General features: G+C 52.9%; 24 protein-coding genes and 2 pseudogenes. 12 read left to right on the forward strand and 14 right to left on the reverse strand.

The genetic code is table 11. The annotated features are described in order from the left end of the window. Positions 1-138: 138 nt before the first annotated feature. The 4 genes from lon to phhA form a co-directional block, all read right to left on the reverse strand. Positions 139-2,550 carry an endopeptidase La gene (lon, locus tag RC74_RS19485; RefSeq protein WP_039000461.1) on the reverse strand — a complete coding sequence of 804 codons (2,412 nt, stop codon included), beginning with the start codon at positions 2,548-2,550 and terminating at the stop codon, positions 139-141. Positions 2,551-2,854: 304 nt separating this feature from the next. Beyond that, entirely contained in the window at positions 2,855-3,985 is a 1,131-nt protein-coding gene (tgt, locus tag RC74_RS19490) for a tRNA guanosine(34) transglycosylase Tgt (RefSeq protein ID WP_039000462.1), read from the reverse strand. A gap of 117 nt (positions 3,986-4,102) precedes the next feature. Next, positions 4,103-4,462: a 4a-hydroxytetrahydrobiopterin dehydratase gene (locus RC74_RS19495; RefSeq protein ID WP_039000463.1), complete on the reverse strand. Its 360-nt coding sequence runs from the start codon at positions 4,460-4,462 to the stop codon at positions 4,103-4,105. Positions 4,463-4,483: 21 nt separating this feature from the next. Next, positions 4,484-5,269 carry a phenylalanine 4-monooxygenase gene (gene phhA, locus RC74_RS19500; protein ID WP_236940093.1) on the reverse strand — a complete coding sequence of 262 codons (786 nt, stop codon included), beginning with the start codon at positions 5,267-5,269 and terminating at the stop codon, positions 4,484-4,486. Between the two features lie 139 nt (positions 5,270-5,408). On the opposite strand from phhA, the gene RC74_RS19505 reads away from it, so the two are divergent. The 4 genes from RC74_RS19505 (at position 5,409) to tpiA (ending at position 7,663) form a co-directional block, all read left to right on the forward strand. After that, positions 5,409-5,870 (forward strand): Lrp/AsnC family transcriptional regulator, encoded by a 462-nt coding sequence (locus RC74_RS19505; protein ID WP_039000465.1) that lies wholly within the window; start codon positions 5,409-5,411, stop codon positions 5,868-5,870. 99 nt (positions 5,871-5,969) lie between these two features. Next, positions 5,970-6,335: an SUF system Fe-S cluster assembly protein gene (locus RC74_RS19510; RefSeq protein ID WP_039000466.1), complete on the forward strand. Its 366-nt coding sequence runs from the start codon at positions 5,970-5,972 to the stop codon at positions 6,333-6,335. Between the two features lie 48 nt (positions 6,336-6,383). Then, a complete protein-coding gene (locus RC74_RS19515; protein WP_039000467.1) occupies positions 6,384-6,773 on the forward strand; it encodes a HesB/IscA family protein in 390 nt (129 codons plus the stop codon). 155 nt (positions 6,774-6,928) lie between these two features. After that, entirely contained in the window at positions 6,929-7,663 is a 735-nt protein-coding gene (tpiA, locus tag RC74_RS19520; protein WP_039000468.1) for a triose-phosphate isomerase, read from the forward strand. 107 nt (positions 7,664-7,770) lie between these two features. Here tpiA and RC74_RS19525 read toward each other — a convergent pair whose 3' ends face one another. The 5 genes from RC74_RS19525 to RC74_RS19545 all read right to left on the reverse strand — a co-directional run bounded on the left by RC74_RS19525 (position 7,771) and on the right by RC74_RS19545 (position 14,151). Then, positions 7,771-9,165, reverse strand: coding sequence for a TRAP transporter large permease (locus RC74_RS19525; protein ID WP_039000470.1), 1,395 nt, complete (start codon positions 9,163-9,165; stop codon positions 7,771-7,773). Then, on the reverse strand, positions 9,165-9,833 hold the full coding sequence (locus RC74_RS19530) for a TRAP transporter small permease (protein WP_039000471.1): 669 nt from the start codon (positions 9,831-9,833) through the stop codon (positions 9,165-9,167). Before RC74_RS19530 ends, RC74_RS19525 begins: the two co-directional genes overlap by 1 nt. Positions 9,834-9,921: 88 nt before the next feature. Then, entirely contained in the window at positions 9,922-10,923 is a 1,002-nt protein-coding gene (locus RC74_RS19535) for a DctP family TRAP transporter solute-binding subunit (RefSeq protein WP_039000473.1), read from the reverse strand. Positions 10,924-11,156: 233 nt separating this feature from the next. Further along, positions 11,157-12,380, reverse strand: a complete 1,224-nt coding sequence (locus RC74_RS19540; protein ID WP_039000474.1) for a sigma-54-dependent transcriptional regulator — start codon at positions 12,378-12,380, stop codon at positions 11,157-11,159. 4 nt (positions 12,381-12,384) lie between these two features. Next, a complete protein-coding gene (locus tag RC74_RS19545) occupies positions 12,385-14,151 on the reverse strand; it encodes a sensor histidine kinase (protein WP_039000557.1) in 1,767 nt (588 codons plus the stop codon). A gap of 89 nt (positions 14,152-14,240) precedes the next feature. Between RC74_RS19545 and RC74_RS19550 the strand changes: the two are divergent. Next, positions 14,241-15,421, forward strand: a pseudogene (locus RC74_RS19550) (cytochrome P450). A 66-nt stretch (positions 15,422-15,487) separates the two neighbouring features. On the opposite strand, the gene RC74_RS19555 reads toward RC74_RS19550, so the two are convergent. Next, positions 15,488-15,949, reverse strand: coding sequence for an Lrp/AsnC family transcriptional regulator (locus RC74_RS19555; protein WP_039000477.1), 462 nt, complete (start codon positions 15,947-15,949; stop codon positions 15,488-15,490). Positions 15,950-16,154: 205 nt separating this feature from the next. On the opposite strand from RC74_RS19555, the gene RC74_RS19560 reads away from it, so the two are divergent. The 5 genes and pseudogenes from RC74_RS19560 (at position 16,155) to RC74_RS19580 (ending at position 20,197) form a co-directional block, all read left to right on the forward strand. Continuing rightward, positions 16,155-16,463, forward strand: a complete 309-nt coding sequence (locus tag RC74_RS19560) for a DUF2849 domain-containing protein (protein ID WP_039000478.1) — start codon at positions 16,155-16,157, stop codon at positions 16,461-16,463. Further along, positions 16,456-18,126, forward strand: coding sequence for a nitrite/sulfite reductase (locus tag RC74_RS19565; protein WP_039000479.1), 1,671 nt, complete (start codon positions 16,456-16,458; stop codon positions 18,124-18,126). The genes RC74_RS19560 and RC74_RS19565 overlap by 8 nt, the downstream gene beginning before the upstream one ends. Continuing rightward, positions 18,116-18,898: a phosphoadenylyl-sulfate reductase gene (locus tag RC74_RS19570; RefSeq protein WP_052274618.1), complete on the forward strand. Its 783-nt coding sequence runs from the start codon at positions 18,116-18,118 to the stop codon at positions 18,896-18,898. Before RC74_RS19565 ends, RC74_RS19570 begins: the two co-directional genes overlap by 11 nt. Then, positions 18,895-19,314, forward strand: coding sequence for a DUF934 domain-containing protein (locus RC74_RS19575; protein WP_039000480.1), 420 nt, complete (start codon positions 18,895-18,897; stop codon positions 19,312-19,314). Before RC74_RS19570 ends, RC74_RS19575 begins: the two co-directional genes overlap by 4 nt. 65 nt (positions 19,315-19,379) lie before the next feature. Then, positions 19,380-20,197: pseudogene (locus RC74_RS19580) on the forward strand (ferredoxin--NADP reductase). A 94-nt stretch (positions 20,198-20,291) separates the two neighbouring features. On the opposite strand, the gene RC74_RS19585 reads toward RC74_RS19580, so the two are convergent. Further along, complete coding sequence (locus tag RC74_RS19585) at positions 20,292-20,897, reverse strand: hypothetical protein (protein WP_039000483.1); 606 nt, start codon at positions 20,895-20,897, stop codon at positions 20,292-20,294. A 277-nt stretch (positions 20,898-21,174) separates the two neighbouring features. On the opposite strand from RC74_RS19585, the gene infC reads away from it, so the two are divergent. Next, positions 21,175-21,633, forward strand: a complete 459-nt coding sequence (gene infC, locus RC74_RS19590) for a translation initiation factor IF-3 (protein ID WP_335339598.1) — start codon at positions 21,175-21,177, stop codon at positions 21,631-21,633. 144 nt (positions 21,634-21,777) lie between these two features. Here the strand turns inward: infC and RC74_RS19595 are convergent, their stop codons facing one another. After that, positions 21,778-22,332 carry an outer membrane beta-barrel protein gene (locus tag RC74_RS19595; RefSeq protein WP_039000484.1) on the reverse strand — a complete coding sequence of 185 codons (555 nt, stop codon included), beginning with the start codon at positions 22,330-22,332 and terminating at the stop codon, positions 21,778-21,780. 101 nt (positions 22,333-22,433) lie between these two features. Between RC74_RS19595 and RC74_RS19600 the strand changes: the two genes are divergently transcribed. Further along, positions 22,434-22,655 (forward strand): hypothetical protein, encoded by a 222-nt coding sequence (locus RC74_RS19600; protein WP_039000485.1) that lies wholly within the window; start codon positions 22,434-22,436, stop codon positions 22,653-22,655. On the opposite strand, the gene RC74_RS19605 is transcribed toward RC74_RS19600, so the two are convergent. Continuing rightward, positions 22,623-23,408 (reverse strand): FAD binding domain-containing protein, encoded by a 786-nt coding sequence (locus RC74_RS19605; protein WP_039000486.1) that lies wholly within the window; start codon positions 23,406-23,408, stop codon positions 22,623-22,625. The genes RC74_RS19600 and RC74_RS19605 overlap by 33 nt on opposite strands. A 26-nt stretch (positions 23,409-23,434) precedes the next feature. After that, positions 23,435-23,896, reverse strand: coding sequence for a (2Fe-2S)-binding protein (locus RC74_RS19610; RefSeq protein WP_039000487.1), 462 nt, complete (start codon positions 23,894-23,896; stop codon positions 23,435-23,437). Positions 23,897-23,969: the final 73 nt, after the last annotated feature.

Below are 23,969 nucleotides of genomic sequence, written 5' to 3' on the forward strand. Positions count from 1 at the left end.
GTATCTGATCCCTCCTTAACAATCCACTCATTCAAAAGAAACCGCATAGTATTCAAAGAGATATTTCAAAAACGCAACACAGCGCATGCGAAAAGGGCGCCGATTTCTCGACGCCCTAAAACTTCTTAGGTGTTAGTCCTAGTGTGCGACTGGGTGGTTCGGATTGCTGCTTTGACTTGCAATTGACGCCAACCGCGCAGCTTCCTCGGCTTCTTCATCCCACAAAATCGGCTCCGGCTTAGAGACCAAAGCGTGTTTCAGAACTTCGCTCACATGCGACACCGGAATAATCGTCAAACCGTCTTTGACGTTGTTCGGAATATCCACCAGATCTTTTTCGTTTTCTGCTGGAATGAGAACGGTTTTCACCCCTCCCCTCAGCGCCGCCAATAGCTTCTCTTTCAAGCCACCAATGGGCAACACATTGCCGCGCAATGTGACCTCGCCGGTCATGGCGATGTCCTTTTTCACAGGGATTCCCGTCAACACAGACACAATCGACGTCACCATGCCAACACCCGCGCTTGGCCCGTCTTTTGGAGTCGCGCCCTCTGGAACGTGCACGTGGATGTCGATTTTCTCGAATACCGGTGGTTTCACCCCAATTTCGGGACTGATGGAGCGCACAAAACTACTCGCAGCTTCGATGCTTTCCTTCATCACGTCGCCCAACTTGCCGGTTGTTTTCATCCGACCCTTGCCAGGCAATTTAAGCGCTTCGATCGAGAGCAATTCACCGCCAACACTGGTCCAAGCAAGGCCAGTTACCACACCAACTTGGTCTTCTTCTTCGGCCAAACCATAGCGGAAACGCCGTACACCAAGGAACTCAGACAGGTTGTCGGAGGTCACACGCACGATTTCTTCCTTTTTGCGCACGATCATGGTCACAGCTTTACGTGCCAATTTCGCCAACTCACGCTCAAGGTTCCGCACGCCAGCTTCCCGTGTGTAGTACCGCAAAATATCCATGAGCGCCCCATCTGTGACCTCAAATTCATTCTTGCGAAGACCATGATTTTTGATCTGCTTTGAGATCAAATGTTGCTTGGCGATCTCGGCTTTTTCATCTTCTGTGTAACCCGCAAGCGGAATGATTTCCATCCGGTCCAAGAGCGGACCCGGCATGTTATAGCTGTTCGAGGTTGTCAGGAACATCACATCAGAAAGGTCGTATTCGACCTCAAGATAGTGATCCACAAATGTGGAGTTTTGTTCCGGATCAAGCACTTCCAGCATAGCAGACGCGGGATCGCCACGGAAATCTTGGCCCATCTTGTCGATCTCATCGAGCAAAATTAGCGGGTTCGACGTTTTGGCCTTTTTCAAAGCCTGAATGATTTTACCCGGCATGGAGCCAATATACGTCCGGCGGTGACCACGGATTTCGCTTTCATCGCGCACGCCGCCAAGGCTGATGCGAATGAACTCGCGCCCTGTTGCTTTAGCTACGGATTTCCCAAGCGAGGTTTTCCCGACACCAGGAGGGCCGACGAGACAGAGGATTGGCCCCTTCAGCTTCTTGCTGCGTTGTTGCACGGCAAGATATTCAACGATGCGTTCTTTAACTTTTTCGAGGCCATAGTGATCGTCGTCGAGCACCTTTTCCGCCCCCGCGAGGTCTTTTTTGACCTTGCTGCGCTTGTTCCACGGAATGGACAGCATCCAGTCGAGATAGTTGCGCACAACCGTTGCCTCGGCCGACATTGGGCTCATATTTTTGAGCTTCTTGAGCTCCGCATTCGCCTTCTCGAGGGCTTCCTTGGAGAATTTGGTCTTGGCAATGCGTTCTTCAAGCTCTGCAACTTCGTCTTGTTCTTCGTCGCCGTCGCCCAATTCCTTCTGAATGGCTTTCATTTGCTCATTCAAATAGTATTCGCGCTGGGTGCGCTCCATTTGAGTTTTGACGCGGGTTTTGATCTTTTTCTCGACCTGAAGCACGGACATTTCGCCCTGCATAAGGCCATAAACCTTTTCAAGCCGCACATCGATCGGCAAGGTTTCCAAAAGCTCTTGCTTTTGTTGGACTTCGATCCCCAAATGGCCGGCCACAAGGTCGGCAAGTTTTGCGCTATCCGAGGCGTCGGATACAGCGGCGAGCGCTTCTTCGGGGATGTTTTTCTTAACCTTTGCATAGCGCTGGAATTCTTCGCCAACCGAACGCACAAGCGCTTCAATCATGTCTTCTTCGCCGGGGACCTCTTCAAGGAACTCCGCTGTTGCTTCAAAGAATTCAGCATTCTCAAGATATTCGTTAATGCGCACGCGCTGAATACCCTCGACCAAAACCTTCACGGTCCCGTCGGGCAATTTCAACAGTTGCAGCACGTTGGCCAAAACGCCAACTTTGTAGATTCCATCGCTATCCGGATCATCCACAGCGGGATCGATCTGGCTTGCGAGAAGAATGTGTTTGTCATCGGCCATCACTTCTTCGAGGGCGCGGACAGATTTATCGCGACCAACGAAAAGCGGCACAATCATATGTGGAAACACCACAATATCGCGCAATGGCAGTACGGGATAAGAGGAATTAAGTTGCTCGTGCATGTCTAGTCCTTATTATTAGCAAGAAGAAATGGCCCCGCTTGGCGGCAACCGGTATCTTCTCCGTGTCGGATTTATAGTTGGGGGCCTGTCCCCGAACTTTCAACCGTTTCCGGCAAAGCTTTGGGTAAGAATGCCTTTATGTGGGTCTTATTTCAAGGGCACAAACACGCGTGCCCTCAGGGTTTTCAGCCAAATTAGACGTTAATCCGCAGATATCCACGTTTTTTGGCAATAATCACGGGGACTTCACGAATTATTCACCTTCAGCACATTTTCGCGCAGGAGTTGAATCTTGAGGGCCCATCTAGAGCGGCTCAATGTCTCCTGCCGCCCGATCCTCGTGGAATTTCTTTTGGAACGCCTCAAAAGCGCCGACAGCAATTGCCGCGCGCATATCCGACATCAACTCTTGGAAATAGTGCAGATTGTGCCACGTCAAAAGCATCCCCGAGATCATCTCTTGCGAGCGGAAAACATGGTGCAAATAGGCGCGGGAATAGTTGGAACAGGCGGGGCATGTGCAAGCTTCATCCAAGGGGCGTGGGTCATCCGCGTGGCGCGCGTTTTTGATATTAATCACCCCATTGCGCGTGAACAATTGACCCGTGCGACCAGAACGGCTGGGAAGGACACAGTCCATCATATCGATGCCCCGCGCCACGGCCCCAACGATATCATCGGGTTTACCGACGCCCATCAAATAACGTGGACGGTCGGTGGGCAACATGTCGGGCGCATAGTCCAGCACCCCAAACATCGCCTCCTGCCCCTCGCCCACAGCAAGGCCGCCAACAGCATAGCCATCAAACCCGATCTCGCGCAGTTTTTCCGCGCTTTCTGCCCGCAAATCCTGCGTGACGCCGCCTTGTTGGATGCCAAACAACGCGTGGCCTGGACGATCGCCAAAGGCATCACGTGAACGTTGCGCCCACCGCATCGACATTTGCATTGATTTCGACACCTCGGCATCGGTGGCAGGTAATGCAGGGCATTCGTCAAAACACATGACGATATCGGAGCCCAATAGCTTCTGGATTTCCATCGAGCGCTCGGGTGTCAACATATGTTTGGAGCCGTCAATATGGGAAGAAAACTTAACCCCCTCCTCACTCATTTTACGTAGACCCGCGAGACTCATCACCTGAAACCCACCGCTGTCCGTGAGGATCGGCTTGTCCCAGTTCATGAATTTATGCAGGCCCCCCAAACGATCAATCCGCTCCGCAGTCGGGCGCAGCATCAAATGATAAGTGTTCCCCAAAAGGATATCCGCCCCCGTCGCCGCAACGCTTTCGGGCAACATTGCCTTGACCGTAGCCGCCGTCCCAACGGGCATAAACGCAGGTGTGCGAATATCACCGCGCGGCGTGGAAATCACACCCGTGCGGGCTTGTCCGTCGGTGGCTTGCAGATCAAAGGTGAACTTTTGCGTCATTTTGGCACTCGATTTGGATTCGGAACGGCCCCTTGTGGACCACAAAGCATGGAATTGGCCCTTGTAGGGAATTTACGTCGAATGCCAAGCTATTTTCCCAAACAGGCCCCTTTGCCCTCAAGCTCTCGCAGTGACGGCCACCATTTGATCGAGCTTGGCGGCGCAAATGAAATCATTCTCCGACAATCCGCCCAACTCGTGACTGGTGAACAAAACCCGACAATACCCCCACCCAAAACTCACGTCGGGGTGGTGCCCCTGTTGGTCCGCCAAAAACGCCGCCGTATTGGCCATATAGACGGCCTTGGCAAATCCCTTGAACCTGTATTCGCGGGTCAAGCTTTTGCCATCGTCGGCCAACACCCACCCGTCCGCTAATTGCACCATCATTCCTTGTGCGACGCTCAATTCCATCGCTTCGCCAATCCCTTGGCAAGGCGCGCAGGACTTGTCACTCAACATGCAAACTTCCGTCATAATTTCGCTCCATATCTGCGCCTAGGACACGGCTTTTTCTGGGTAAGTCGGAGCAAAGAGGCCCATGGATTGTGCGACTCGCACATCCGCCAGCAGATCGCGCTCCGACATTTCCTCCAGATCCTCAATCGATTGTATCACGAAATAGACTGGCTGATGAATATCAATCCGATAAGGGGTGCGCAGCACGTCGAGCAGGTTAAACTCACGCCGCTCTGGCACCTCGGAATTGACCGAATAAGCAAGCTCGGTGGGCGACGACGCCAGCCCTGACCCTAGAGCCTTCACGCCCTGCCCTTGCTGTAAAAGGCCAAATTCAATCGAAAACCAATACAGTCGGATCAGCCAACTATAGTCCTTAACCTCGGCCTTTAGACCCGCTTTACCAATGGCCTGAGACACACGCGCAATCCGCGGATCGGCCAAAAGCGGCGTGTGCCCGAAAATCTCGTGAAAAATATCAGGCTCTTCGATGTAGTCGAAATCCTTGCGGCTACGAATAAACGAGGCCGCGGGGAAGTTTTTATCCGCCAACATTCCAAAGAATCGCCCAAAACCGATGAGTGCAGGCACGGGTGCCACTTGCCAACCGGTCAAGCCACGCAGCCGTTCGGAAACCTCGTTGCATTGCGGAACGCGATCATGTGGCAAATCCAAGACCTTTAACCCCCGCAGATACGGCTCGGCCATATGTCTGTGAACGGGCAACTCTTGGGCCGCATAAAGGTCGCGCCAAACGCCATCTTCTTCCTCAGAATATGCGATGTGCCCCTTTTCGTCGGGAATCTTTGCAGAATATGCACTCATTTTGGTCACTTGCTGCCTCCTCTTCGCTATAAGAAGGATTTCACAAACGAGGGGAAAAATCTTGCCTCAAACCTGCCTTTAGCGCAATAATGAGGCAAATTATCCCTCAAACACCATAGTAGCTGGAAATTACCACCAAATGGATGCTTTAGATTCCCACGACATCGCCATATTAGCCGCGCTCCAGCGTGATGGAAAAATGAGTCTGCAAGATCTCGCCCGCGAAGTGAACCTCTCGACATCCCCTTGTTGGCGGCGCGTTCGAAAGCTGGAGGAAAACGGCACAATTGCACAATATACCGCCATTCTGGACGCCCGAAAAATTGGCCTCAATACACAGGCCTATATTCATATTTCCCTTTTAGATCATACTCAAACGACAATAGACGCTTTTGATGCATTTGTTGCCCGCGAAGAACAAATCGTTGAATGTGCATCCATCACAGGCTCAGATGATTATTTGCTTAAAATCGTCGCAAAAGACCCAGAGGACCTTGAAACCTTCCTGATGAAAGGCATTTTAAGCCTCGGTATTGTGCGTTCGAGCACCACTCATTTCGTATTGCGCCAGAAAAAACAAAGCACCTTCCTGCCTTTATGAGCGTTGGGGAGTCCGGTCACAACATTGGGTACGAGCCCCTCTGGACGTTTGCTTCGTTATCCCTATATAATTGGTCAACTATTATAAATGAGGCCCAAAATGGACGCGACTTCTCAATCCCCGATCGAAGGGGCTCCTTTGATCAAACCATCCAGTAGCGAACACGCGCTTTATGACTCGATTGTGGATGCGTGCCGCACAGTTTATGACCCTGAAATCCCTGTAAATATTTACGATTTGGGTCTGATTTATACGATTGAAATCAATGAGGAAGGTGACACAAGCGTCATCATGTCCCTCACGGCACCGGGATGTCCTGTGGCCGGTGAAATGCCCGGCTGGGTAGCCGAAGCCATCGAATCCCTACCCGGTGTAAAATCGATAGAAGTTGATCTCACATGGGAGCCACCCTGGGGTATGGAAATGATGAGCGACGAAGCACGCCTTGAACTTGGGTTCATGTAACCCCATTTTTGTAGGGTACCACCTTAAGGATTTGAGTAGGAAAAGAATATGTTTGGCATTCCCGGTAAAAACGCGGTCACGATGACCCCTTCAGCCATCGCACAGATTTCGCGCTTGATGGCGCGGGACGGGTCAGAAGGGCTGCGCATTGGGGTCAAAAAAGGCGGCTGTGCGGGCATGGAATATACGATGGAATATGTGTCCGAATTAAACCCGCATGACGAAGTGATCCGCGAGGGCGATGCCGTTGTGATGATTGCCCCAATGGCGCAAATGTTTCTTTTTGGAACCAAAATTGATTATGAAGTATCCTTGCTAGAAGCGGGTTTTAAATTCATCAATCCCAATGTTGTAGACGCCTGTGGTTGTGGAGAATCGATAAAATTCGCGGACGTTGAAGAGATGGCCGCGCAAGGTTTGACAATTCCCGGAGCTTAGGGCTTCGGGTTTTCCCACTGGGATTTCAATCCGCTTTGCCCTCCTGCATTGAAAAAATTCTGCAGGTTTTAAAGGCCACACTTCCCAACCCCGTCTTGATCCGCTAGCAATCTCCTCGGCCCGTTATAACATTTAACCGACTGGAGACTGCCAAAATGCGCAGAAAACTTGCCGCAGGAAATTGGAAAATGAACGGGATCGGTGCAAATCTGTCCGAGTTGGCTGACTTAGCGTCCCCCGAAAACATAGACGTTTTGATCTGTCCACCCACGCCTCTTGTGTCACGCGCGGCCCAAGCCAATGCCAAAATAGCAATCGGCGGCCAAGACTGCCACACCGCTCAAAATGGTGCGCATACAGGCGATGTATCGGCTGCAATGCTCGCCGATGCTGGCGCGACCTATGTTTTGACGGGCCACTCAGAGCGGCGCACAGATCATGGCGAAAGCAATGCAATTGTTGCTGCTAAAACTGCGGCGGCGTGGGATCAAAACCTCATTGCTGTTATTTGCATTGGCGAAACTTTGGCGCAACGTGAGGCGGGTGAAACCCTCGCGGTTATTGCAGATCAACTGACCCATTCCACTCCAAATGCTGCGACGGGCGACAACACTGTGATCGCATACGAACCCGTATGGGCCATTGGGACTGGCCTTGTCCCAACCCTTGAGCAAATCGCAGAAGTCCATGATTTCATCCGCGCGGAACTTGCCAACCGCTTTGGCACAGAAACAGCGGAATCCATGCGCCTCCTGTACGGTGGCTCCGTAAAGCCCTCAAATGCTGAATATATATTCGCAACGTCTAATGTGGACGGGGCCCTCGTCGGCGGCGCTTCTCTCAAGGCATCTGATTTCAACGGGATTATTTCGGCCCTTTCTCTGGCCTGACTTTAGACGAAACACGTCCTTACAAACGCAACCGCCGTGCCAGAGGCACGGCTACCGAATACCATGGGCGCGGCAGGTTTTGGCCTGCCGCGCCACCGCATTTGCGGTTAGTTGGTGATAATTTCCGGCCCCATCATCAGATCAGGCAAGAAGGTCGAAATGATCGGCACATAGGTCACGATAATCAGGAAGACGAACAACACCGCAAGGAACGGTAAGGCTGCGCGCACAACGCTCATCATCGGCATTCCCGCGACGCCAGACGTCACGAAGAGGTTCAGCCCAACTGGCGGTGTGATCATCCCAATTTCCATATTCACGACCATGATGATACCCAAGTGAATAGGATCAATCCCAAGTTCCATCGCTATTGGAAACACCAGTGGTGCGACGATCATCAAAAGACCGGACGGCTCCATAAATTGCCCCCCGATCAGAAGGATCACATTCACGGCGACAAGGAACATAATGGGGCCGAATCCAGCCGCAAGTATCGCCTTAGCCACGTTTTGGGGTACTTGCTCGTCTGTCAAAACATGTTTCAGGATCAAAGCCATCGAAATGATGAACATCAACGTTACCGTCAACTTACCTGCCTCAAAGAGTGCATCTCGCGTGTCACGGTGGAAAAAAGCCGTCACGAGTGTGTGTGGTTTTTTCAGCAGGCTTTTGTTTTCACCTTCGCCTTCAACGGCCAAGGGTCCCATGTCGCGGTAAACGAAATTCGCGATTAAAAAGGCATAAACCGAGGCAACTGCGGCCGCCTCTGTGGGGGTAAATATCGCTGGATAAAGCCCGGGAACGCCATAAATCCCAAGCATGATAACCGCAATCAAGGACAAGCCCCAACCCGCCTCATGAAAGCTAGCCCCTACTTCACGCCAACCAGCCCATTCGCCCTTCGGCATGTTCTTGATGCGCGCCATGACATAGATCGCGATCATGAGCATAAAGCCCGCCATCAGGCCTGGAATGACCCCCGCAAGGAACATCCGCCCAACGGAAACATCCACCGCAGCAGCATAGACAACCATCACAATTGATGGCGGGATCAAGATCCCAAGCGTTCCCGCATTACAAATCACGCCTGCCGCAAATTCCTTCGTGTAGCCCGCTTTGACCATCGCCCCGATCACAATGGAGCCAATGGCGACGACTGTCGCGGGGCTACTGCCCGAAAGCGCGGCGAAAATCATGCAGGAGAACACCCCTGCAATCGCCAAGCCGCCCCGCATATGCCCGACACAAGCAATCGAGAAGCGAATGATCCGCAGCGCGACCCCTCCTGTGGACATGAAGGTTGAGGCCAAAATAAAGAACGGGATCGCGAGAAGTGTGCTGTGTCCCTCAAAGGCGCTGAACAATGTCTGTGCGACGGAGGCCATAGAGCTGTCTGAGAACCAGAGCAAAAACAGCACCGAGCTCATGCCCAAAGAGACCGCAATTGGCACGCCGATCAACATCAGACCAACGACCATAATAAATAGAATTGAAACTTCCATTAGCCGTGCTCCCCAAGGCGTTCCCGCACTTCTGCGATTTCATCTTCAACTTCGTGGCTGGCCACAATCCGATCAATATCGCCCCGCCAAACCGAGACACCAACCTGAATATAGCGGAATAACAACAAGGCCATAGACAGGGGAAGGACCATGTAGGGCACGAGGCGCGGTAATTTTTCATACGCGACGCCTTCGTTAAAAAAGCCCTCCATCCAGCCTAGAAATGCGGGATGCGGGATGTCATTGGTTTCGTACCAGCCTTTGCCACGGAACGAGTCTTCAAACCCCAGTGGGAACCAGCGTCCGTTTGTGCCCGGAAGGTTGGCGAAGTTCGCCCAATAGTCCCACGCGCCTTTGAGCATCAAGAACGAGAAAACGATGCAAATTGTGATAGAAATCAGCGCCAACGCTCGGCGTCCTTTAGCTGGAAATAGATTGATAACGGCATCAACCCCCAGATGCGCGCCTTTTTTGACCGCATAGGATGCGCCGAGCAAGACAAGCCACCCAAAGAGGAAAACCGTCGACTCAAGCGCCCATAGAATGTTGCCGTCCATTTGGCGGACCACGACATTGGCGAATGTAATGAGGGTCATTGCCCCTAGAATAATTGCGATTAACGTTTCTTCTATTTCATCAATTAGGCTTGTGCCTTTATTGGAATGCATGTCCCCGCCCCCCTTTTTTGCCGCACTTACACGGAAATTTAGATGGAAAAAGGGCGCGAAAAGCCGAGGCTCTCCGCGCCAGAAGTTCTTATAGACCTGCGTTGATCGCCTGTGCTGCGTCGATATTTTCTTGTCCAACGTCGCCTGAGAATTGCTCCCAAACTGGCTTCATTGCTTCGACCCAAATGGCACGTTGCTCAACTGTGAGTTCGCGAACTTCACTCCCCGCAGCAATAACACTGGCTTTGGCTTCTTCGTTCAGCATTGTCGCTTCGGCATTCCGTGTGATGGTCACTTCCTCAAGGATTGTAAGGAGTTGGTCCCGCACGTCGGCATCCAAACTATCGAGCCAATCCACAGACGCTACGACCATATAGTCGAGAATGCCGTGGTTGGTTTCGGTGATTCCGTCCTGAACTTCAAAGAACTTCTTGCCGAAGATGTTGGTCCAAGTGTTTTCTTGACCATCAACAACGCCCTGCTGCAACGCACCGTAAACTTCTGCGAAAGCCATTTTCTGTGGAGAAGCGCCGATGGCATCCATTTGTGCAACAAGCACGTCGCTTGATTGCACCCGGAATTTTAGGCCTTCCGCATCCGTTGGCAAAATAAGCGGTTTGTTCGCGGACAGTTGCTTCATACCATTGTGCCAGAATTGAAGCCCTTGAAGGCCACGGTTTTGCATGGAGTCCTTCATCGCTTGGCCCGCATCTGAGAATTGAAATTCGTCAACGGCGGCGACGCTTTTGAACATGAAGGGTAGATCGAAAATGCGGTATTGCTTGGTGAACTTCTCAAATTTTGAGAGGCTCGGCGCGGCCAGTTGGACATCGCCTTGCAGCATCGCTTCTAGAACTTTGTTGTCATCATACAGCGTGGAATTCGGATAGACTTCCATACAGGCGACGCCGTTCATTTCTTCATTCACGCGGCTTTCTAGCAACGAAGCGGCGATCCCTTTCGGGTGGTTCACGGCGGCGGTTACGTGCGCGAATTTGATGACGATTTCGCCTTCTTCACAGCTCGCTGCGGCAGCGTTAGCGGTAAAAGATGCGGCCACGATTGCGGCAGTTGCAGTAATAAATTTCATGCGGGGGCTCCTCCCAAAGTCCGATTATGTTGGCTCGAATGAACCATGCCACACCAAACACGCGCAGACAGTGCACGTTCAAGGAAAAATATTTCCGAGGGTCCCTTTAGGAAAGAGTGCTTAAAAAACAAAGCGTTATATCTCCAAAAATATCATCTATTCTAATTGCGCTCCTCAAATTGGCGAAATTCCACACACCGTCAAAACCGAACTGTGCGGTTTTTCACACAGATTTATCGATACACTTCCGCACGAATCCCGTGACGCGTTAACTTATCGTACAATGTCTTGCGAGGCAGTTTCAAAACCCGTGCGACTTCACTGGCGTTGCCTTTGTACTTGCGCAGCGCCTCGGTCAACAACGAGCGCTCGACACGCGACAACTGCTCAGCAAGGCCCAGATCATCCGCAACTTCGACCTCGGCAAACCCCATTGCAAACCGCATTGCCGCATTCATCAAGGCGCGCGCATTCCCCGGCCATTCCTGCGCCATAAGGCGTGCGATAACCTCCGGAGTGATTTCAGGGACCGGCAGCGCAGCCTGTTCGCAAGCCAACAGCACATAATTGCGAAACAGCACGGGGATGTCCTCTGGGCGCTCGCGCAGGCTTGGAATACGCACGCGCATCACATCGAGGCGAAAAAACAGCTCCTCATTAAACCGTCCATGTTCAACATATTCGGACAAATCTTTGTACGTGCCCGCCAAAATTCGCGCTCCCGTACCCTGCTCCATGTGCTGCAAAAGCGCGAACTGTGTTGCAGGTGGCATGGAGGCAATACCGTCAATAAACAGGCTTCCGTCTTTTGCTTGAGCCAACGCACCTTCAAGCGCTTCGACGCTCAACTCCGACGCTGCAATTTTATCAAAGGTCGACATCGCAAGGTTGGATAACAGGTGGATCACTTCTGCCACTTTGGACGTGCCCGAACCTGTCACACCTGCGATCAACACATCCGCGTTGGTTGCTGCGACGATGCGCACGCGATTTCGCAACTCATCCGCCGGCTTTGATTGTCCAAAGAGCATCCGCTCTGCTGCATCCCCCTTTTCTAGCTGCTGTTTCAGACGACGGTTTTCAAGTACGAGACTGCGCGTGCGTAATGCTTTTTGGACAGCGAGCACTAGGTCTTGGGGCGCACAGGGTTTTTCAATAAAATCGAACGCGCCCGCCGAAATACCCCGCACAGCCATCGGCACATCGCCCTCGCCGGTCAGTAGGATAACTGGCAAATCGGGATCAATATTCTGGGTGTATTCCAAAAGGTGGAACCCATCTTTTCCTGGCATCCGAATATCGCTTAGTATAACTCCCAGAAAGCCCGCTGAAATGTGGTCTTTTGCTTCGATAAAACTTGCAGCAAGTGTCGGTACAAGATCGTTCAAGGCGAGTGTTTGCCCCAAAGCTTCGCGCACATGCGCATCGTCATCTACCAGCAAAACCCTTGAAATCACGCGCTTATTCCTCCTGCACACCGGTTCGAGCCGCCGCCAATTCCACAATGAATTCCGCGCCGCCTTCTGGATGATTGCGCCCACGGATATTCCCCCCAAAGCTTTGGATCAAGCCATATGAGATACTCAACCCAAGCCCCATGCCTTCGGCGGCCCCAATTTTTTTGGTCGAATAAAACGGGTCGAAAATCTTCTCGGGGGCGTCAATTCCGGGGCCAAAGTCACGCAGATGGATACGGCAAGTCTCAGGTTGTGCGTCAATCCGAATGGATACTTTCTTAAGCGCGCTCGCGTCCATTGCATCCGCGGCATTGGCCAAAAGATTGGTCAAAACCTGCTGCAAACGCACCTCGCCACCGCGCGCCCAAATGCTGGTTTGGGGCCGTTGCCAATCCACAGCAATGCCCTCCCGCAAAAGTCTCTCTTCACTCATCTCCAAAACCGCATCAACAACGGAACAAATGTCGACATTGGTAATCGGCTCATATTCTTGCCGTGCAAACGCGCGTAGGTTTTTGATTATGCGCCCCATGCGGCGCGACAATTCACTAATCCTCGCGAGGTTTTGGCCTGCGACTTCGGTATTCCCCCGCTCCAAAAACACCTCGGCGTTTTCTGCAAACGAGCGAATGGCCATCAGTGGTTGGTTTAATTCGTGGCTAATTCCTGCTGACATTTCCCCAAGGGCTGTGAGTTTACTGGCCTGAACGAGATCGGCTTGCGCCTGTTTCAAGGCGGATTCTGCCTCCTCGCGTTCGGTAATTTCACGGCGTAAATCCGTGTTCGCATTTGAGAGTTCTTGGGTGCGTAATTGGACCCGCCCCTCTAGCTCGGCTTTGGCTTCTGCTTCGACTGCCAAAAGGTCCGCCAACCCTCGTCTGCGCTCAGAGGCCAGATACAGAAACGCGCCAAACGTCACACAAAGCGCTGCCGCCACAAGTGCTTGAAGCCATGCATTTCGTTCTGCGGGCGCTGTGGAAATCAACACTTCACCCGTCATTCCGATCACCGGCACGGGCTGCGTCAAATGCAAAGCCCGCGCAGGAATATACGGCCACCCATTTGTGCGCCAAATCTCATGGCCAGAAATAATCTGCGTAGAATGTTCAAGGAACGGATGCGGGTTCTCTAAGGGGATCAATGCGTTGCGTTCCCGAAACAGCAGTTCTGAACGGTTTGAAACAAAGACCACACCCGCCTCATCCGTGAAGAAAATCGCCTGCGGATCCCCTCGCCAATCACTCTCCTCAACGGCCTCGATATCGACTTTGACAACCACCGCGCCAAAGGGGGCACCTCCCGCGAGCAGCGGCGCAGAAAAATAGAAAATTCGCGCGCCTATATCCTCGATTAAAAAATGGGATGCCCCCAAGGCACCATCCATCGCACGCTGGAAATATGCCTTTGAGTTTTGGTTTCTCTCGTTGGTCTTTACCCCTTTAGAGCTTGCTAGAACCTCGCCATCAGCCCCCACCAAAAATATCTCGAGCGGGCCTGTTTTGTCCGCAGCTTCGAGCAAAACAGAAAAAGCGTCTGGGTCAACTCCGCCTTTTGCTAGGCTCAAAAGCGACGGATGATCTGCGAGCAAAACCCCAACTTGCTGAAACCTTTGCAACTCCCCCACCAACCGATCCGATGCAAGCGAAAGGTCCGCGTGTCCACGTTCCGCCAGAGGCGTAAGGGCCGCCGTAAAAGCAAACCACCAAACCAGCGCCGAAAATCCGGTAACGGCACATAAATACGCGATGATTGCGCCAAAACGACGTGGCATAGGCTCCCCTTTTGCCACAGGATAGGCATCCGCCCTTGCCTTGACCACCCGCATTTGAAAGGTTGGGTTTTCAACTTCACGAGGCTTCCATGAAAACACTTTCCCAAGCGCCAACAGACCCTGCATTTGTTCAAGACCCCTATCCATTTTACGAACGCGCGCGGGAATGTGGCTCAATGTTTCATTGGACCGACTATGACATGCCCTGTGCTGTTTCCTATGCTGCGGTAAATGCTATCCTGCGCGACCGTCGTATGGGCCGCGAAGTTCCAGCCGAAATGGCTGTTGCCCCCCTGCCCATCAGGCTGGATTTTGGGCTATCGAGAACCACTCGATGTTGGAATTGGAGCCGCCGCGTCACACCCGCTTGCGCGGCCTCGTTTTACGCGCCTTCACCAGTCGCCGCATTGCCTCTTTGGGGCCAGAAATCGCTCAGCTTGCACATGAGTTAATCGACCGCTTGCCTGAGGGGGAATTTGACCTCATCAAGCATTTTGCCGAACCCCTTCCCGTCATCGTTATCGCGCGTTTTTTAGGCGTGCCAGAAGAGCGCGCACCTGACCTCCTCGCTTGGTCCCACGCGATTGTTGGCATGTATAAAGCGGGGCGTACCACGGAAGACGAAATTGCGGCGGCAACTGCAGGCCGCGCGTTTTCTGACTTCTTGCGCGACTATATCGCTTTTCGGCGTGACAAACCCCAAGACAATTTGATTACCCACCTGATTGCCGCAGAAGAAGACGGCGAAAAACTGTCAACCGACGAGCTAATTGCGACCTGTGTTTTGTTGCTAAACGCGGGGCATGAGGCAACGGTTCATACGTTAGGTAACGGCCTCAAAGCCATGCTCCAGAACGATTTTTCCGCAGAGGTGGTGACGCCAGATACGATCGAAGAAACCGTCGAAGAAATGCTCCGTTATGACCCACCTCTGCATATGTTTACGCGATATGTTTATGAAGATGTCGACATTGGCCCGCATAGGTTTTCGCGCGGGGATCGCATCGCCTGCCTGCTCGCCGCGGCAAATCGCGACCCGCAAAGGTGGGAGGCCGCAGACAAGTTTCAACCACAACGCTTCAAACAAGTTAACGCAAGTTTCGGGGCTGGCGCGCATTTTTGCATCGGTGCACCCCTTGGCCGGTTGGAGCTGCAAACGTCGCTCCCGATTTTGTTTGAACGCATGCCAAATTTGGCACTCGCCCAAGAGCCGAAATACGCGCCGATCTACCATTTCCGCGGTTTGGACCGCCTCCTGTTAACGCGCTGACGCCTGCAATGAGCACCGCCGCCGAGGAAGGCTCGATGCCTTTCTCGGCGGCTCTTCGGCAAAACCCTAAAGCGGCAGCATCGTTGTCGATTTGATCTCTTCCATCGAAAGCAGCGCCGTCACATTGTAAATGCGCACTTCCGAAATCAGGGCTTGGTAAAACACATCATAAGCCCGCGCATTCTTGACCCGCACTTTGAGAATATAATCGATCTCGCCCGCGAGGCGATGCGCTTCTTGCACTTCGGGACGTTCAAGCAGCGCCTTCAGGAAGGCCTGTTGCCACTCCCCTTCATGCTCTGACGTGCGGATTAGAACAAAGAAGCAGGCTTCAAACCCAAGCGCCTCCGCATCAAGAACGACCGTTTGCTGGCCGATGATTTTGGCCTCCCTCATTTTCTTGATACGATTCCAAACCGGTGTCTTGGAACTACCCACTTTCGTCGCGATATCATCCAAAGACTGCGCTGCATCGCGCTGCAACTCACTCAGGATTTTCCGATCTAGATCATCCAAACGGACAGCCATCCCAATTCCTTCCTAATTCCAGAACTCATGTTCTTCTGCGCGCGACAATCGGAACATTCTTCCTTATTAGCAAGAGGGCATAGCACTAATTAGGGAAAATATCCTATATTAGAGGTCAGAAACAACGCATTTAGACGCAATCTCAAAATTCGTTTAAGTTTGAGGACTTAAATCCTCGCGTCCCCGAACCAAAGGAGCTTCTGTAATGGCCCGTGCTTTTACGCCAAAAGTTGTCACCGCCAATGAACTCATCTCTGGGGATGTGGTCTATCTCAGCGCCGATGGAAAATGGGTGCACCGGCATGCAGATGCCGAACTTATTACCGATGAAGTGCACGCTGCGGAGCGCCTTCAATTGGCCGAAGCTCAAGTCGGCCAAATTGTCGGGGCCTACCTTGCGGATGCTGTCGCAAGCGATGCGGGCCCCGTCCCTGTCCACTTCCGCGAAGAATTTCGCGCAGCTGGCCCCTCAAACTACAACCACGGAAAACAGGCGGAGCTCCCAAATGTATAAGTACAACGATTTTGACGAAGCTTTCCTGCGCGCACGCACCGCACAATTCCGCAAACAAGTTGAGCGCCGCATTTCGGGCAGCCTCACCGAGGATGAATTCAAACCCCTACGTTTGATGAACGGTCTCTATCTCCAGCTTCACGCCTATATGCTGCGCGTGGCCATCCCCTACGGCTCGCTTTCCTCCGCGCAAATGGACCAGCTCGCTTATATTGCCGACACGTGGGACAAAGGCTATGGCCACTTCACCACGCGTCAGAACATCCAATACAACTGGCCCAAACTGTCGGACGTGCCAGATATGCTCGACGCGCTGGCCGATGTGCAAATGCATGCGAACCAGACCTCGGGCAATACCATTCGCAACGTCACCAGCGACCCGTTTGCGGGGGCTGCTGTTGACGAAATCGAAGACCCACGTCCCGTGGCCGAGCTTTTGCGTCAATGGTCCACCGACCACCCCGAGTTTCAATTCTTGGGCCGCAAGTTCAAGATCGCAGTTGGCGCAAGCAAAGCGGATCGCGCGGTTCTGAAATCTCACGATTTGGCGGTCAATATCGTTGAAAATGACGCTGGAGAAACAGGCTATCAAATCCTCATCGGGGGTGGCCTTGGCCGCACGCCAATGGTGGGTAAGGTCCTGAACGACTTCTTGCCGCGCGAAGTTTTGTTGCCCTATGTCGAGGCTGTCCTTTCCGTTTACAACCTCTTGGGGCGTCGGGATAATAAATACAAAGCTCGCCTAAAAATCACGGTCCACGAAAATGGCCTCGATACCATTCGTGCCCTCGTAGAGGAGCGTTTCGCTGAATTGCGCCCAACCTTTGCGGGCGGCGATCAAGCTTTGCTTACTGAAATCGCGACGTATTTTGCCCCCCCGATCTATTCAGACGCGCCGGACGACGCCTATGATGCTGCTTACAACGCCGATCCATTGTTTCGCGCGTGGGCCGACACCAACTTGTCGCCACACAAACATTCCGGTTACGCGATCGCGACAATCTCGCTCAAGGCGCATGGCGAAACCCCCGGTGATGCAACCAGCGCACAAATGCGGACCTTAGCTCAACTCGCGCGCGACTTTGCGCACGATGAATTGCGCATCAGCCATGAGCAAAACGTGATCCTTCCGCATGTTCACAAACGTCACCTGCCGGTAATTCACGCCGAATTGCGCAAGGTTGGCTTGGCGACGGCCAACATCGGGTTGATTTCCGACATCATCGCTTGCCCCGGCATGGATTATTGCGCGCTTGCAACGGCACGCTCTATTCCTGTGGCGCAGAAAATTGCCACACGGTTTGACGAGTTGAAGTTGGAGCATGAAATCGGCGCGCTCAAAATCAAAATCTCGGGCTGCATCAATGCCTGTGGTCACCACCACGTGGGCCATATCGGCATCCTTGGTCTGGATCGCGCCGGCGTCGAGAACTACCAAATTACCCTTGGCGGCGACGGTACAGAAACAACGGTGATCGGCGAACGCGCAGGACCTGGATTTGCCTATGACGAGATTGTCCCAGCGATTGAACGTCTCATTATGGGCTATCTTGACTTGCGTCTAAACCACGATGAAACATTCCTCGCGACTTTCCGCCGCTTGGGCATGGCGCCGTTCAAAGAAGTGCTTTATCCGGAGGCTGCGAAGCGTAATGCTGCATGATCCACTGAACCTTTCGGTCGTAGAGCGGGTTGCGCAACTCAACACGCGCTATGCCCATCACGGCGCAACGGCGGTCCTTGAACGTGCGTTGAGCGACCCGCAAGTCGGACGTATTGGCTTGGTTTCATCCTTCGGGGCGGAATCCGTGGTGCTGTTGCACATGATTTCGATCATGGATCGCAGCACGCCGATCGTCTTTATTGACACGGAAATGCTCTTTACGGAAACGCTTGAGTATCAAATGGAGTTATCTGAGCGTTTGCGTCTGACCAATGTGCAAGTCATCCGCGCGAGTGACGCCGATATCGCCGAGATCGATCCCGACGGCACGCTAAATCAACGCGATACGGATGCCTGCTGTGCCCTGCGCAAAACGGAGCCCTTGCAAAAGGCATTGGGCGGCTTTGACGCGTGGATTACAGGACGCAAACGCTTTCAAGCGGGGAGTCGTGTGGCGCTGGATTTCTTTGAAAACGAAGATGACACGCGTATCAAAGTTAACCCTCTCGCTTATTGGGCGCCTGAAGATTTGCGGGCCTATATGGAAAACAACCGCCTGCCGCGCCACCCCTTAGTGGCCAAAGGCTACCCCTCGATTGGTTGTGCGCCCTGCACAAGCCCCGTTGCCGAAGGCGAAGATCCTAGATCGGGCCGTTGGCGCGGCCAAGAAAAGGTCGAATGCGGCATCCACTTTGTCGATGGCAAAATGGTGCGCGGCCCCCTACCTGTGGAACAAACCTCGGTCTCAGCGACCCAAGGAGCCGGACAATGACAGTACTGATTAACGACAGTGGCTTTGGAACCGACGATTGGGTCGATGCCTTTCTCACGCTCGAAGACCTTCCCGTTGCCAAAGGCGCTATCAATGTCGCCGTTGACCTTCCAAGCGATTGCGACCCTGCTAGCCTCGAGGGTCATTTGTCGGACATCGACATGATCCGCGTGGATTTCCCCACCTCCGCCGATGGGCGCGGCTTCACCATCGCGCGCCGTTTGCGCTTGATGGGATTTGTGGGCCGCCTACGCGCCAAGGGGCATGTGATCTCGGATCAATACGCTATGGCCCGCCGCTCAGGTTTTGACGAAGTGGAAATTTCTGACGCCCTCGCGGCCCGTCAACCCGCCGAGGAGTGGGCGTTTCGCGCGAAATGGCAAGACCATGACTATCAGTCGCGGCTGCGCGCCTAGAAACGCCGCACAAAATCCCTTATAGACCAGACACAGAGGGCAAAGCGCCGCTTTGCGATATAGATATGAATGAACAGGTAACCGTGACTGATACCCCCGTTAAACCCGTAAAAGCGCTCCCCAATGCGCAGACCGTTACTGCCGTAACACATTGGACGGATAGCCTTTTTTCCTTCCGCGTTACTCGTCCCGCGTCGTTTCGTTTTCGCTCCGGTGAGTTTGTGATGATTGGCCTGATGGGCGACAACGGCAAGCCTCTTTTGCGCGCCTATTCCATTGCCTCCCCAAGCTGGGACGAGGAGTTGGAGTTCTATTCCATCAAGGTTCAGGACGGCCCGCTCACCAGTAAACTGCAGCACATCAAAGTTGGGGACGAACTTATTTTGCGTCCCAAGCCCGTCGGCACCCTCGTGCATGACGCGCTTCTGCCAGGCAAACGTGTGTATTTCTTTGCAACGGGAACCGGCTTTGCCCCCTTCGCGAGTTTGATCCGCGATCCCGAAACCTATGAGAAATTCGACGAGATCATCCTAACGCATACATGCCGCGAGGTCGCCGAGCTTGAGTATGGTCGTCAGTTGGTCGAGAGCCTCGAGGCGGACCCGCTGATTGGCGAAATGATCGAGGGCAAGTTGAAATACTATCCCACTACGACCCGCGAAGAGAGCCCCGTGATGGGCCGCGTTACCGATCATTTGAAATCTGGCGAAATCTTTGAGCGCTTGGGCATCCCCCCCTTGATCCGGCAACCGACCGCGCGATGGTGTGTGGCTCAATGGGCCTCAACAAGGATATCACCGAAATTCTGGAAGCGGCAGGTTTGCGCGAAGGGGCCAATTCCGAACCTAAAGAGTTTGTGGTGGAAAAAGCCTTTGTTGGCTAACACCCCAAAATAAAAATAAAAAATGCGCCGCGAGATCACTCTCACGGCGCATTTTTTATGCGATTGCCGCGCAGTTAAGCGCGGCAGATTGCGATCAAAGTCCCAAAGCAGACTTCACTTGAGCAAGTGTAGCTTTCAAAAGATCAGGGTTGTTACTGGCGGCTTTCACCGTTGTTTTCAACGTGGTTTTTTGAACTACATCAAGGCTTGATCCGTCGATCATCGCATTGACTTTGTCGAGGTCGAAGCCTTCAGCTGTCAATGGGTCAGCATCAGCCATATCAGTGGCAGCGTCGTCAGCAGCAGCTTCAACTTCGTCTGTCGCATCCGTTGCGACATCTGTTGCGTCTGTAGCAGCATCCGTTGCGGCATCCGTTGTATCACTTGCAGCGTCCGTTACGGCTTCCACAGCATCATCCACCGCATCCGTTGCGGTTTCAGCAGCTTCTTCAGCCGCTTCTTCTACTGCTTCAGCAGCTTCTTCTGTCGCCTTTTGAGCGGCATCTGCAGCCACTTTTGCGGCCTCAGCAGCTTCTTCTGTAGCTTTCTTTGCAGCTTCTGCAGCTTCTTCCGAAGCTTCTTTTGCAGCTTCGGCAGCTTGCTCAGCGGCTTCTTTCGCAGCTTCTTGGTTGGAATAATAAGTATATCCACCCAATCCGGCGGCGATGATAAGTGCGGCAATAATCCAAGTTTTGTTCATCTCTATAATCCTTTAGATGCGGCATATAGCTGTGCATTTAGCATCAATTGGGGTCGGTGCAACAGCAATGAACGATTCATTCAACGAATCCGGCATCAGATCGCCCATTCCGCGCGTTTACTGGGTTGTAAGAAGCCGCGCACGATATTAAGTTCCGCAAAGTAACCACAACGATCAAAGGATCAAAGCCATAGCTCGCAAGCCACATAACGCCCCGCCGCAACGCGACACGGGCCCTCGTATCAACGATAAAATCCGCGCAACAGAAATCCGTCTTATTGGCGCTGATGGTGAGAACGGCGGCGTTGTTACGCCTGCACGTGCCATGGTCATGGCCGAAGAAGCCGGCCTAGATCTGGTGGAAATCTCGCCAAACGCGATTCCTCCGGTTTGCAAGATCATGGATTTTGGCAAGTTCAAATACGAAACGCAAAAGCGCGAGAACGAAGCGCGCAAAAAGCAAAAAATCATTGAGATTAAAGAGGTTAAGTTCCGTCCGAATACGGATATTAACGACTATAATGTCAAGATGCGTAACGTTTACAAATTCTTGGAAAACGGCGACAAAGTAAAAATCAGCCTACGGTTCCGAGGGCGCGAAATGGCGCACCAAAACTTGGGACGTCAGCTTTTGGAACGTGTTGCCGATGACACCAAAGAACAAGGTAAAGTCGAGAGCATGCCAAAAATGGAAGGCCGCCAAATGATCATGATGATCGGCCCCCTCCCGAAGTAAGTCACCAAAAATTCACCAAAGGGCCTCCGTTTTCGGGGCCTTTTTTATTGGAATCAGTAGGCAAAGAAAAAGGCCCCCGAAATTCGAGGGCCTTCTCCTAACGTCAAAATGTGCTTACATCTGGGAAGACGTGCACGAATGGCGTTAGAACTGGGTGCTAAGACCTACAACAACAGCGTTGTTGCGATTTTCGATACCCGACACACCATTCAGTGTGGAGCTGTCAAAGGCACGCGTGTGACGAACTTCGCCGAATACGCCGATTGTTTCGTTCACGTCATAGCTGATGCCCAGCGCCGCACGACCACCAAGACCGGAGTCCTCGTCGCCTGCGGAGGCTGTTTCAACCCAACCGAGACCAAGAGCGCCATAAGCTTTGAGCGGGCCACTGTTGACGAAGCTATAGCGCGCTATAGCCATTGCGGCGGTTGATTGGAGGTCTTCACCGGACGTTTTATAATCCGCGTTGGTGCGGCTCAAATCGAAACCCAATTCGAGGGCATCCATTCCGCCGAGACCTGAGTAATAAAGGCCACCACCATATGTCGTGCCGGAGTCGACTTTTTCATCTGTGCCTCCAACTGCGAGGTCGCCCTCGAAGGTTCCCCCTCCGTAAACTTCAGCAGACCAATCTTGGGCTGCGGCTTGGGTGGCGGTTACACTTGCGATGCAAAGAGCTGAAATAACTGCGATACGCATTGTGGACTTCTCCTAATAACAATCTGTTCATTGAAGGCGGTTTTGCCTCTGCTACCGAAATAAGGCTTGAGTGTTTCTTTACAAGACGAGGTAAAGTTTCTGTGTTCAAAAATCGGCAATATCTGGCGCATATCCTTGAATTGGGGCTAAAATCCGCCGATATTCCCGTGCAAAACCTGCCTCTCCCCGCTGTGATCATTCCCTCGAAGGCTATTGATAAAATGGAAGATATCAAAAAAATACGCCCCGAGGTTTCCCTCAGGGCGCGCTCTATTCTCATCGCGGCCAAGTTACGCCATGTCTACCACTGCGCGGCTTGCTAAAACCTTGATCAAATGGGCGCGGTATTCTGCGCTGCCATGCATGTCGCCGATCATCCCCTCTGCTGGGTGGGAAAGCCCTTCTAAAGCTGCTGCCGAGAAATCGGCCGACAGGGCCGCTTCTGCTTCGCGCCACCGAAAAACGCCCTCCTCGGCCGCGCCGGTCACCGCGACGCGCACCCCGTCGGCATATTTCGCGACAAAGACACCGACCAGCGCAAAGCGCGAGGCTGGTTGCACGAATTTTTGATAGCTCGCCCCTTCTGGGATTGGAAAGCTCACGGCAACAACGATTTCGCCGTCATCCAAGGCGGTCTCAAACATCCCTTGAAAATAGTCATCCGCCTGAATTTCGCGCGCATTCGTCGTGATCGTCGCGCCCGATGCCAACGCCGCAGCGGGGTAACAGGCGGAAGGGTCGTTGTTGGCGAGGCTGCCGCCAAGGGTACCGCGATTGCGCACAGCTGGATCGCCGATCCCCCCCGCGAGAGCCGCGAGCGTTGGATAGGCCATTGCGCCGATGGCAACATCGTCATGGGTAACCCCACCGCCGATTAAAATCGTACCTTCGGAAACCGATATCCCCTGCATTTCGGCAATTCCCGAAAGGCTCACGAGGACTTCCGGCGCTGCGAGACGCTGTTTGAGGGTCGGGATCAGAGTTTGACCACCGCCCAGCTCCTGTGCAACCTCGTTTTTGAGCGCTTCTACGGCCTGTGCGACCGTGGTTGGCCGCTCGATTTCAAATGCATACATCGTTCTCTCCTCTTCACGCCTAATACCTAGCTGGCCGCAGCCGACTGAATTGCTTTCACAATATTATGGTAACCGGTACAACGGCAAATATTTCCCTCCAAATAGTCGCGAATTTCTGTCTCGCTTGGATCTGGATTTTGTTTAAGGAGGGCTACGGTCGACATTACCATGCCCGGAGTGCAAAATCCGCATTGAAGACCATGGTGGGTTTGAAATGCGGCTTGGATTTTGCTCAAACTGCCATCGGGGTTGGCCATCCCTTCAATCGTGGTAACCTCTTTGCCTTCGGCTTCGGCGGCGAACATCGTGCAGGACTTCACGACCTTGCCGTCGACATGCACAACACACGTGCCGCATTGGCTGGTATCACATCCAATATGTGTCCCCGTAAGGCCCAAATTGTCGCGCAAAAAATGCGACAACAACAAGCGTCCCTCAACCTCTGCTTCCGCTGGCTTGCCGTTCACCGACATACTGACTTTCGCCATTGGTTCATTCCTCCGTTAAATATTCTTTTTAGGTTAATCATGCTCCCCCTGCGCTGAAAGCACAAACATGCGG

The sequence above is a fragment of the Falsihalocynthiibacter arcticus genome (assembly GCF_000812665.2).
GTDB lineage: Bacteria > Pseudomonadota > Alphaproteobacteria > Rhodobacterales > Rhodobacteraceae > Falsihalocynthiibacter > Falsihalocynthiibacter arcticus.

Coding starts and splice junctions, on each gene's coding strand:
- RC74_RS19610 (WP_039000487.1), bottom strand. CDS start 23,896: ATGGCGAAAGTCAGTATGTCGGTGAACGGCAAGCCAGCGGAAGCAGAG.
- RC74_RS19560 (WP_039000478.1), top strand. CDS start 16,155: ATGGCCCGTGCTTTTACGCCAAAAGTTGTCACCGCCAATGAACTCATC.
- RC74_RS19575 (WP_039000480.1), top strand. CDS start 18,895: ATGACAGTACTGATTAACGACAGTGGCTTTGGAACCGACGATTGGGTC.
- RC74_RS19505 (WP_039000465.1), top strand. CDS start 5,409: ATGGATGCTTTAGATTCCCACGACATCGCCATATTAGCCGCGCTCCAG.
- RC74_RS19585 (WP_039000483.1), bottom strand. CDS start 20,897: ATGAACAAAACTTGGATTATTGCCGCACTTATCATCGCCGCCGGATTG.
- RC74_RS19555 (WP_039000477.1), bottom strand. CDS start 15,949: ATGGCTGTCCGTTTGGATGATCTAGATCGGAAAATCCTGAGTGAGTTG.
- RC74_RS19530 (WP_039000471.1), bottom strand. CDS start 9,833: ATGCATTCCAATAAAGGCACAAGCCTAATTGATGAAATAGAAGAAACG.
- tgt (WP_039000462.1), bottom strand. CDS start 3,985: ATGACGCAAAAGTTCACCTTTGATCTGCAAGCCACCGACGGACAAGCC.
- RC74_RS19565 (WP_039000479.1), top strand. CDS start 16,456: ATGTATAAGTACAACGATTTTGACGAAGCTTTCCTGCGCGCACGCACC.
- RC74_RS19515 (WP_039000467.1), top strand. CDS start 6,384: ATGTTTGGCATTCCCGGTAAAAACGCGGTCACGATGACCCCTTCAGCC.
- RC74_RS19535 (WP_039000473.1), bottom strand. CDS start 10,923: ATGAAATTTATTACTGCAACTGCCGCAATCGTGGCCGCATCTTTTACC.
- RC74_RS19570 (WP_052274618.1), top strand. CDS start 18,116: ATGCTGCATGATCCACTGAACCTTTCGGTCGTAGAGCGGGTTGCGCAA.
- lon (WP_039000461.1), bottom strand. CDS start 2,550: ATGCACGAGCAACTTAATTCCTCTTATCCCGTACTGCCATTGCGCGAT.
- tpiA (WP_039000468.1), top strand. CDS start 6,929: ATGCGCAGAAAACTTGCCGCAGGAAATTGGAAAATGAACGGGATCGGT.
- RC74_RS19510 (WP_039000466.1), top strand. CDS start 5,970: ATGGACGCGACTTCTCAATCCCCGATCGAAGGGGCTCCTTTGATCAAA.
- RC74_RS19595 (WP_039000484.1), bottom strand. CDS start 22,332: ATGCGTATCGCAGTTATTTCAGCTCTTTGCATCGCAAGTGTAACCGCC.
- RC74_RS19605 (WP_039000486.1), bottom strand. CDS start 23,408: ATGTATGCATTTGAAATCGAGCGGCCAACCACGGTCGCACAGGCCGTA.
- RC74_RS19545 (WP_039000557.1), bottom strand. CDS start 14,151: ATGCCACGTCGTTTTGGCGCAATCATCGCGTATTTATGTGCCGTTACC.
- RC74_RS19495 (WP_039000463.1), bottom strand. CDS start 4,462: ATGACGGAAGTTTGCATGTTGAGTGACAAGTCCTGCGCGCCTTGCCAA.
- phhA (WP_236940093.1), bottom strand. CDS start 5,269: ATGAGTGCATATTCTGCAAAGATTCCCGACGAAAAGGGGCACATCGCA.
- RC74_RS19525 (WP_039000470.1), bottom strand. CDS start 9,165: ATGGAAGTTTCAATTCTATTTATTATGGTCGTTGGTCTGATGTTGATC.